This window comes from uncultured Bacteroides sp. (assembly GCF_905207245.1).
GTDB lineage: Bacteria > Bacteroidota > Bacteroidia > Bacteroidales > Bacteroidaceae > Bacteroides.
Map to the genome: position 1 here is coordinate 18,709 of NZ_CAJLKP010000078.1, position 10,206 is coordinate 28,914.

General features: G+C 43.7%; 7 protein-coding genes. 2 read left to right on the forward strand and 5 right to left on the reverse strand.

Features of this window, described 5'->3' with window-relative positions:
• Positions 1 to 60: 60 nt before the first annotated feature.
• A complete protein-coding gene (locus tag QZ135_RS19645) occupies positions 61 to 183 on the forward strand; it encodes a hypothetical protein (protein WP_294613307.1) in 123 nt (40 codons plus the stop codon).
• 208 nt (positions 184 to 391) lie between these two features.
• A complete protein-coding gene (locus QZ135_RS19650) occupies positions 392 to 877 on the forward strand; it encodes a DUF3836 domain-containing protein (RefSeq protein WP_294613309.1) in 486 nt (161 codons plus the stop codon).
• An 84-nt stretch (positions 878 to 961) separates the two neighbouring features.
• On the opposite strand, the gene QZ135_RS19655 is transcribed toward QZ135_RS19650, so the two are convergent.
• The 5 genes from QZ135_RS19655 to QZ135_RS19675 all read right to left on the reverse strand — a co-directional run bounded on the left by QZ135_RS19655 (position 962) and on the right by QZ135_RS19675 (position 10,202).
• Positions 962 to 2,389, reverse strand: coding sequence for a DUF4185 domain-containing protein (locus QZ135_RS19655; protein WP_294613310.1), 1,428 nt, complete (start codon positions 2,387 to 2,389; stop codon positions 962 to 964).
• A gap of 1 nt (position 2,390) precedes the next feature.
• Entirely contained in the window at positions 2,391 to 4,370 is a 1,980-nt protein-coding gene (locus QZ135_RS19660; protein ID WP_294613312.1) for a glycoside hydrolase family 97 protein, read from the reverse strand.
• A 75-nt stretch (positions 4,371 to 4,445) separates the two neighbouring features.
• Positions 4,446 to 6,020: a RagB/SusD family nutrient uptake outer membrane protein gene (locus QZ135_RS19665; RefSeq protein WP_294613314.1), complete on the reverse strand. Its 1,575-nt coding sequence runs from the start codon at positions 6,018 to 6,020 to the stop codon at positions 4,446 to 4,448.
• Positions 6,021 to 6,038: 18 nt separating this feature from the next.
• On the reverse strand, positions 6,039 to 9,011 hold the full coding sequence (locus QZ135_RS19670) for a SusC/RagA family TonB-linked outer membrane protein (RefSeq protein WP_294613317.1): 2,973 nt from the start codon (positions 9,009 to 9,011) through the stop codon (positions 6,039 to 6,041).
• Positions 9,012 to 9,071: 60 nt separating this feature from the next.
• Positions 9,072 to 10,202, reverse strand: a complete 1,131-nt coding sequence (locus QZ135_RS19675) for a glycoside hydrolase family 172 protein (protein ID WP_294613320.1) — start codon at positions 10,200 to 10,202, stop codon at positions 9,072 to 9,074.
• Positions 10,203 to 10,206: the final 4 nt, after the last annotated feature.

Genomic DNA, 10,206 nt, shown 5'->3' on the forward strand with positions numbered 1-10,206 from the left:
AAGACAGTTTATTTAATTTCTTTCCTTCTTGAAAAGACAAAAATACAAAAAACTTTCTTTTTGAAAAAGAAACATCTGGTAAATTCTGAAAAAACATCTACTATCCCATCACTTCACCACCCTACCCTGGATGTATCCGGGACGTACTTGCTCCGTACATTCTTCGGTCAGAAGTACCTCTAAGCGAAGAAACACTGGAGTTGGTACGGAGCAAGTGCATCCCGGGTACGGATTTGATAAGATACAAAGCTGCAATTGTAGTTGATAAAATCATCGGTATTTCTGTGTTAACCTAATGATAACATTGCAATAACATTCATCCTCGTGCCTCTGCCCTATCTTTGCAACATCGAAAGAAACAAAAATGTATAACTTAAAAAATAAAACGATTATGAAAGCTTTAGTATTATCAGTAGTATTTGCATTGACATCAGTAGTAAACGCAGTAAGCGGAAACAATCTGGAAGGCTTCGCCTACAACACGGAAATGAACGAGGGCCGCGTAAAGACGGAAACCGTATTCAAAGTAGAAAACAAGAAGTATCTGCATCATCATTTGCAGTATAACTATGCGTACAATGCCGAAGGACGTGTATCAGCCAAAGAGGTATTGAAATGGAACAAGGAAAACCAAAGTTTTGAGAAACAATATTGCCTGAACTTCTCTTATGACGGAACTGATATAAACGTGGAATACGTAGCATGGAACAACCAAACGAACGCTTACGCCGATGTAAAAGCAAAAGCTGTTTACCAGATAAACGCAATGGGTGCGAATTATCAAAGTTATAAATGGAATAAGAAAGACAATTCCTGGAACCTGACGGCAGAACACAGCACGCAACCGGAAGAAATTATGCTGTTTGCCGAAAAGTAGTCTGCCAGCTCAAAGATGCTATAATAAAGCGCCAGAATGATTTCTGACGCTTTATTTTTGATTAATACCCTTTTTATTAAATTCTCATTTACTAAATAGCTCCACAGACATCAAATATGAATTATAGGGTAGCCACATAGACATGATAAAATAGAGTGTATCGCCTTTAAGTGATAGCGGATGAATATACGACCCATAGAGCTGGGCATATTGCCAGCCATCCACTATCTTTGCGGGTTCACTCCACGGACCTGTTATATGATCGGCTGCACGGAAAGAAATCTCATAGCGAAGGCCATTGAAATAAAGCAATATCCACTTGTTGAACTCCGGATGATAAGCCACGGAAAGTTCCCCGGCTATATCATCGAAAAGCGGGACAGCAGCCGCCTCATTATCTTTCACCCAGCCGCCACCGTTCCAGAACTCATATTCTGCCTGATTTTCAATATCTTCTTCACGGAAGCGGGCAAGGTGGGGTTTATTATCACGTCCTGTGATAGTACCTACCATATAGACATAACCGTCTTTTTTAAAATAGCCCACTTGACCGAAGTTGCTCATTGAACCGAACTTTACATCCTGACAACGCTTCCAGGTTGCCCCATTATCCATAGATTTATAAAGGCTTGAATAATTGGTCACCCATCCCGCCCAATTACGGATATTCATATAATGGACATAATCGGCACCATTGGCACGAATAGCGGCTGTAGGAATGGAAGTCCAATCTCCATTGCCACTGCCATCCTTACCTCCATAACAGATTTCACGGGCACTCTTACCACTTTCATCCATAGCCGCACCATTGATGGCGAGCCCGTCAGAAAGATTGGTGTCCTCGGAAAAGAGCAGCACATTGCTTCTCCAACTGCCACCATTGGGTCCCGGATTAACAAAATTAGGATAGAAATCACTGCCAAACGTATCACCAAAGAAAAGGCCATAACGTCCCGGTTGAAGCTCCCAGACAATTCCCAAATCGGTGCCACCCACATTATACAGCTCATTGGTACGGTTATTCACCTCAAACTCCACAGCAGGCAGTCCGTTCACTCCATTTACTTCTGCACCGGTAATCCGGGACACACATTTCAGGTTGGTAAAAGCTAATGCTTTCGACACATTGACAGTGCCTCTATTCACCATCAGTTGAACGGCTTCTGATGATTTATTGTCACTGCCTACTGCCACAAATTCAAGAGTAAACCGGGCATCATCATTTTCCTTCACAGTATATTCATAGATATACTTTGCCGAAAGGCTGGCCTTCATATATTTCTCAGTCATGCCTTTCGTATCATCGGTTTTCGTGATTTCCAGATAAGCTAATTGTGCAAAGCCATCAACCGTCACTTCAACAGACGCCTTTCCATTGTCAGCCGTAACCTCACTTTTGGAAAGCCGCACATTCAGAGTTGGAGTTTCATCATCCGAATCTGATTTCTCACAGCTTGCAAGTCCCCACGTCATCAGAAGACTTGCAAGTAACAGTATATATTTCCTTCTCATATCACAATTTAGAGATACGCAACACAGCCCCTCCGTCAACAGCCAAAGGCAGTTCTATCTTATCCTTACAGGTCACTGTACGTATTTCCTTACTCAAATGGTTAGGATTCCTCTCAGCATCCGGAGCATCCGTATATATCTCCGCCCGATATTCTCCCTCATCCAGAAAATCCAGCTTCAGGTTTAATGTGCGTGCTGTACCATCGTTTAAAGTACCTACCCACCAGTCCGTACCATTGCGGCGGGCTACGGTGACATACTTATTAAATTCGGCCAATGGCACGCGCATTTCATCCCACGTACCGGGAACTGTACGTAATACCTCAAAGCCTGGTTGTCCTTCATAAGCCATAGGCGTATCACATAAGGAAGTAAGATGGTTTTCCAGAACCACATACATCGCCATCATGTGGCAACGAGTACTCATCACATAGGGATTGACATACTGAATCTTGAACTCAGAACGTGGAAGCGCACGGAAGCCTCCCAAATGGTAATCGGTGGGTCCGGCCAGCAAACGGGTGAATGGAACGGAAATATCATGGTCGGCATTCACCAATGTATCCCACTTGCAAACTTCATAATTGAGCGTTCCCTCACGGGTGAATTCATTAGGGTAAGTGCGGGTAAGTCCCGAGGGCTTACTGGAGCCGTGAAACTGGATAAACAGACGATGTCTGGCAGCCGCCTGGAGAATTTCTTCCTGAATACGTATCATCTCTTGGTCGTCACGATCCAGAAAATCGACCATCAAGCCCTTTACGCCCCACTTTTCATAAAGTGCAAAAGCCTCTTCCAGCTTATCATAGAGCGGTCGCCAATGTACCCACAAATGTATTCCCACTCCTTTGCTCTTGGCATACTCTACAACACGCTGCATATTCAGGCAAGGTATCGGACGAGTGATATCGGCATTCGGACCTGCCCAACCGAAGTTGAAGTTATCGTCATAATACCAGGGAGTTTCGGCATAACCATAGATACCATGGGCATCCAGACCGTTACGGGCTGCAAAATCAATGTAATACTTGTTTGTCTCAAAGTTGTTTCCGGGAGAGAAAGTACTATCAGGCACCACATTGCCGTTCCACCAGGTGAATGTAGTCCGGCAAGGCTTTATCCATGAAGTATCCTCAATCTTGCAGGGTTCATTCAGACTGGTAAGGATGTTTGTTTCAAGAAGTCCGCCCACACGGTCGGCTACAGAGAGTACACGCCAAGGGGTACGGTGCGGAAATTCACTGATTTCCACTTTTATCTTCTCCTGTCCCAGGCGAGGAGACAGTTTACCTGCAAAGCCATTCTTCTCCTTCACCAGATACATGCCTGCATAATCGCGGACAGCCGCTTCTGTAATCGACATGTATATGCCGTTATCAAATTCCAGGGTTACAGGCATTTCAATAAGACGCTTCTTGGCTATCTTATCATATTCCGTATGCGTGTACACCCCTTCATGCGTGTTGATATATCCCGGCAGGTACATCAATAGCGCCATCGGATTGCCATTCAGCCTGAACTGGGTCTTCTCATCATACATCACATAGGAGTTCCATCCTTCCTGTTCAGGAAACTCATAGCGGAAAGCCACTCCGTCATTGAAAGCCCGCACTACCAGATTGATTAACCTTCCCGGAGCTTCTTTTTCCTGCAAAGGAACTATCATCTCATTGCAATGATTACGGGCACTACTCACCTTACCAACCACCAATTCATAGGTTTCATCAATAGATTTCCGACGAACCTTACCGCTTTTCAGATTACTGCCAAATTCACCGTTGTCGAAACTGAATCCCAGCAGGGAGTTCTCCACCAACAACTGTTTTTTGTAATTAACCTCGTAAGAAACGGTTTCCGGAGTTATCTTCAACAGAAACTTGAGTTTCCCGTCGGGCGATGATACGGATATGTTCTGTTGGGCCGAGACAGCCATGAAACAGAATAAGGCGGCACATAGGATATAGAATTTCTTTATTGTCATATTTAGTATGGATATGTAAATTAAAGTATCCGGCCAGAACACTTTATAGACCATACTGACCGGATAGTAACATGATTATTTCGGGTTCTGTACCAAATTAGAGTTACGCTGCAATTGGTCGAACGGAATCAACATTAAATTACGCTTGGTGTCATTTGTAGGTGTATGTTCCCACCAGGTACCTTTCGTATAGTTATCATCAAAGCGAATCAACTGACTACGACGTAAACCTTCAAGGGCAAATTCGACACCCAGTTCCTGAAGCAAACGGCCATACTTCACCGGTACTCCATTGCAGGATATGGTAGCTTCGAGTTCAGCACCAGTCAACTCATTTGCAGTATCAAAGTTTCTCCTGCGCACTTCGTTCACCAAGTCCGCCGCATCCTGTGAATTTCCACCGGTACGAAGAATACATTCCGCCTTTGTCATAAGCACTTCGGCATAACGCATGATGACATAATCATTGTCTGGGGTTCCGGTAGCACCTACCTTGATTTCATATTTGCCAAAACGATAACCCTGATACATCGTGGCGTCACCACTAATATTAGTAACCTCCCTGGTATAACTGAGTAACATTTGCGGGTCACCGCACCAACCGTTTGTCCATAGAGGAGTTCCGTCAAGAGCATATTGCTGCCCCATCCGCCATGTCTTTTCCAAACGTTCATCACCTTCCACATAATTGTCAAAGAAAGTAGGAACACCTAAGCAACCTCCATCCAGCCAGGTAGCCTGAAGACTAAAGGTTTGCATCTGCGAATAGTGCAACGTCTTGCGTGCCCACATATATATCTGCCCGCCGGATTTCGTTTCATCAAACGGGATGACAAACATTGTTTCATTACTCAACTCATTGTTTGTAGAGAATGGCAATGAGTAATCGCCATCGAGCCTATACTTATTGGCAAGTATGATTTCATCACACAGAGCTTCACATTCGCTATACATAGGCGTACCTATCCAAGCCTCAGCATTCAGATACATACGCGCAAGCAGCATTTTGGCATTCCACTTATTGAAGCGCCCGTAAGTACTCAATCTGTCTTCGCTCAGGTTATCGATATTGTTTTTCAATTCCGTTTCCACAAATTGAAAGACTTTTGCACGTGGCTCCGTAGCAGGAAGATAGCCGTCGGGCACATCAAAACGGTCGATGATAGGTACATTTCCAAAAGCCTCAAGCAACAGATAATAATAGAATGCACGTGCCACTTTCAACTCCGAAATGTAATTTTGCTTTCCAGCCATTTCTATGGAAGAGTTTTCAAACTGATAGAGTACACGATTGGCACTCGACACACCTGCATACAACACATTCCAGATAGCATTCAGATGCGGGTCTTCTTCCGTCCATGAATGTTGGTGCAGACGAATATAAATGCCGCCATCATACCACAAACCGTGATTCTTGACAGGAGTGACACATACATCGGTCGTTTCTTCCAGATCCCACCAGTTTTGCCAATCGGTCATAGCACGCATACTTGAGTAAACCGGAACCATAGCTGCCAAAAACTCAGACTCGGTCTTATAGAAATCTTTTTCCGGAATGCTACTGAAAACTTCCTCATCAAGATTAGTGCAACCACTGAATACCACAGTAAGGGCAAGGAATGCAGTGATAATATATTGTTTTCTAAACATTGCTATAAAATTTAAAGGTTAAAACAAAAGATTTAAACCAACAGTAAACTGGCGTGTTGTCGGATAAAGTTCACCGGCACCGGAACCTTCAACACCGGGCGCAAGCCCTTTAATGCTGACTTCAGGATCCAGTCCTTTGTAGCCCGTCATAGTAAGCAGATTGTTACCCGCTACGTACAGACGAAGGCGCTGAATGACATTCTGGTTCTTTAGTTTGAACGTATAACCGATATTTACATTATCCAGTTTCACATAATCACCATCTTCCACATAGTAACTCTGCATGGCAGGAGCACCCTTTACATAGGAATTACTACCAAATGGTTTCTCGAGTACGGAGCGTGGCAGATTGCCTTCGCCGATACGTGCTGTTGTTTCCCAATGCATGCGTTGACGGTTAAGCACCTGGAAGTTGAATGCACCACGGAACATTACAGAAACATCAAAGCCCTTATAATTCAATGCCAGGTTAAGACTACCATAAGTTGTAGGGATACCGTTACCTATTACCCGCTTGTCACCGTCATTGGCATCCGTCAGCAATTTCGGTTCACCATCGGCTCCATAAACCATCCACAGACCATCAGATGTAAGGCTATGTGTTTGGAAACCATGGAAATTACCTACCGGGTCACCTTCTCTTACAATGTGTGTATGCGTCTGTATCGGTGAACCTGTAGCACCTGCATACCAGTAATCTTTCTGGTAAAGTCCGTTAGAAAGAGATACAATCTTGTTCTTGTTATAGGAAAAAGTTCCTGTTATGTCAAAACGTAAATCCCTGGTTTGTATAGCTGTACCACTCAATAACAATTCAATACCCTGATTTCTGATTTTTCCTACGTTTGCCATCATGCTCGATACAATATAGGGCGGAGTAGGAACTTCGTAAGTAGAAAGCAAATCCGAAGTCTCACGATGATAAACGTCAACCGAACCCGAAAGTCTGTTCTTCAGGAAAGAGAAATCAAGACCGAAGTTCAGCTCGCTTTTCGTTTCCCACTTCAAATCGGGATTTGGATTCTGATAAGGTGCAGCTCCCTGTGTCCATTTACCATTAATGTAAGCATAGCCACCATAACCCAGCAGATACATTGACAGCAAGTTTGCATTCACTTCGTTACCCGTAACACCATAACCGACACGGAATTTTAAATCATCCAGCCATTTCACCTCTTTCAGGAAATTCTCTTTGCTAAGGCGCCAACCGGCTGATACGGCAGGGAACCATCCCCACTTGTGGTTATCGCCAAAGCGGGAAGAACCTTCACGGCGCAAACTTGCCATGAACATGTACTTCTCATCATAATTGTAAGTCACACGGCCAAAGAAAGAAATAAGCTTATGTGTATTTCTATAGCTGGTCATAGCCGCTTTGTTATCTTTCATATCATTCATGGAACCAATGTTCCATGGACCGAACATGTCCGTCGGAAAATCTTTCGCCCATTGATATAATCCTTTAGCATCATCATCCTGATAACTATAGCCCGCCATAGCACCCAGATTATGCAGTCCTAAGGATTTGGTGTAATCACCTACCAATTCCAACGTTTTCTGCAGACTGTTGTCAGCCCAGTTCCACACATTGCCATAATCACCATTGACAACCGTAGACATATGCTTGAAAGAGTTACTCTTGTTTTCCATACGGTCAAAGCGTTGAAGAGCTCCCATGACGCTCAAATTAAGCCCTTCAATCGGGGTAACTGTCATCTTACCGCTCATCATCAGTTGATTATATCCCTCTTTGTCATATTCTTCATTAATCATGGCAACAGGGTTATAAGGTTTCAGATTGACTTTATATTCAGTATAGTTTCCGTTCTCATCATAAATGGGACGCGTTGGATTTTCCAACAAAGCATTCAGATAGGCAGAATACCATGCACGTTGCTGAGTGACATAGCTATCATTGATATTCAACTGGAAACGCAGTTTATCATTAAACATATTGTGATTCAATCCGATTTTTGCAGTGATGGATTCACGGTCTGTCTTATTGATGACACCCTCACGCTTCCGGTAATCGATAGAAGCCACATAATTGGACTGGGCATTGCCACCCTTCAAAGAAAGAAAGTGATTCTGGCTGATAGCTGTACGGCTGATTGCATCTACCCAATCAGTGGTAGTTCCTTCATCCTGAATACCTGGAAAATCAGAATTATCTTTCAAGTTACGATAATCATCCGCAGTCAACATATCTGCATGTTTGGAAATAGTTTCAAATGATACGGATGCATTGTATTCCAACGACATCTTCGTGGCTTTGGCACGATTGGTAGTAATAACAATCACACCATTCGTACCACGTGTACCGTAAATTGCAGCAGCCGAACCATCTTTCAACACGTCAATAGACTCAATATCCTCACTTGAAATAGCCGTCATGCTACCACCGGGAATACCATCAATGACTATCAGCGGGCTGGTATTGCCTGATAATGAATTTACACCACGAATAGTCATTTCAAGTCCCAACACCGGGTCACCGGTATAATTAGAAAGCTGTAAGCCGGCTACTTTACCTTGAAGCAACTGTTCGGGGCTCTTCACCATACCGGCAAGGAAGTTATCCTTTTTCACCGAAGTAATGGCACTTGTCACTTCTCCCTTCTTCATTGAGCCGTAGCCCACCACCACTACATCATCCAACAAGAAAACGTCCTCTTCAAGAGTTATATTAAGGGAAGAGGTATTTGCATTCGTCTGAATAGTACGCGTTACATAACCGACATAACTCACCGTTAGTGTGTTACCCGGAGTCATCTTAATTTCAAAACGTCCATCGACATCCGTCGAAACACCGTTCGCAGTACCCGTCTCCAAAATCGTAACACCCGGCAGAGTGTTACCTTTTGAATCCTTCACAACACCCTGGAAATTCTTTGTCTGTGCAGCGATAAACTGGCATGCGCATAACATACATACCAATGCCATCAGCCGCATTGTTCCGGAAATAATCCGTTCTTGATTAAACTTAGGCATAGACTTAAAGTAATAAGGTTGATAAATTTAAGTTGTTATTTGTCTCTCGTGATTTTCTTTTTAAAAAGGTCTGACGACTTCCAGATCATCAGCCGAAGGTAATGCCGGGAACTTGGCATGAGGCTCGCTCTGATACCAGAATACAACAGAAGAGATATCTGATTTCTGGTCAAGATAACGACCATCATTGCGCCATCCAAGATCCTGAATAGTAACTTTCAAGTCCTTGTCAAAGCGAACAGGGTCAAGAATATGCCAGCGATACATACCGAAACGTTGTTGCGAACGGTATACTCCATCGGGGCGTATAATCTGGTGAAGTCCTGCATAAGGGGTAGAAAATTCCTCATATTGGCGGGTTGTTTTATTCTCAAAATTGTAGGAACCACAGAAATAATCTTCTGTACCGGTACCGCAGATGGTCGGGAACTTCTTGTCACCATCCATGAAGAATTTAATTTCTCCTTCACCCCACCAGCCACTGTTATTGACCTGCCATGCCATGTAAGTACCCACATATTGACCCTTACCCTTGATGCCATCAACCAATACATGGTCAGAAGTCATATTGGGGTTTGAACGACGGAATTGTGCATGGAAGTAAGCGGCATCCTCAGGAACTTCAGTCAATGTATAATTTATCTGATAGTAAACCCGCATTTCATTGTTCGGATCAATGTTTTCCATAGTGATTCTACACTTTTTGCGGAAAGGCATTTGCCAGTAACAGTTGAATGCGCTGCCCGGATTCACGCATACGGCCAGTGAAGATAATGGAGAATACACTCCCCAGCCACTACAGAAGAAATCACCAATGGGACATTCTACAGAAGGCTCTTTCTCATCATCCCAATAAAATCGGATAATTGTTTTCCGCCACTCACCTGTGGGAGTCATCCAGATTTGCTGGATAGCGCCGGGACCTTCTATTTCAGCCAATGTAAAAGTCTCATTAGGACCGATATTCACATAAGGATTCACCTTCCAGCCTTGTCCCAAGGTCTTTGCTGCGTGATGTGCATTAGCTTGATTAGGTTTATCTTTATCCCTCACCGGATCAGCCATACCACCCTTACCTTTTTCGCCGGTAAAGTTTTCAGGACTGATGGAGCGGGTTTTTGCATCGGACAAACGATACAAATTACCCATATTCATGTCAAGTCCATTGAAGTTTTGAGCATAAACGCTCACTGCA

Excerpts from the sequence above, each read along its gene's own strand:
- QZ135_RS19650 (WP_294613309.1), top strand. The coding sequence starts at position 392 with ATGAAAGCTTTAGTATTATCAGTAGTATTTGCATTGACATCAGTAGTA.
- QZ135_RS19655 (WP_294613310.1), bottom strand. The coding sequence starts at position 2,389 with ATGAGAAGGAAATATATACTGTTACTTGCAAGTCTTCTGATGACGTGG.
- QZ135_RS19660 (WP_294613312.1), bottom strand. The coding sequence starts at position 4,370 with ATGACAATAAAGAAATTCTATATCCTATGTGCCGCCTTATTCTGTTTC.
- QZ135_RS19665 (WP_294613314.1), bottom strand. The coding sequence starts at position 6,020 with ATGTTTAGAAAACAATATATTATCACTGCATTCCTTGCCCTTACTGTG.
- QZ135_RS19670 (WP_294613317.1), bottom strand. The coding sequence starts at position 9,011 with ATGCCTAAGTTTAATCAAGAACGGATTATTTCCGGAACAATGCGGCTG.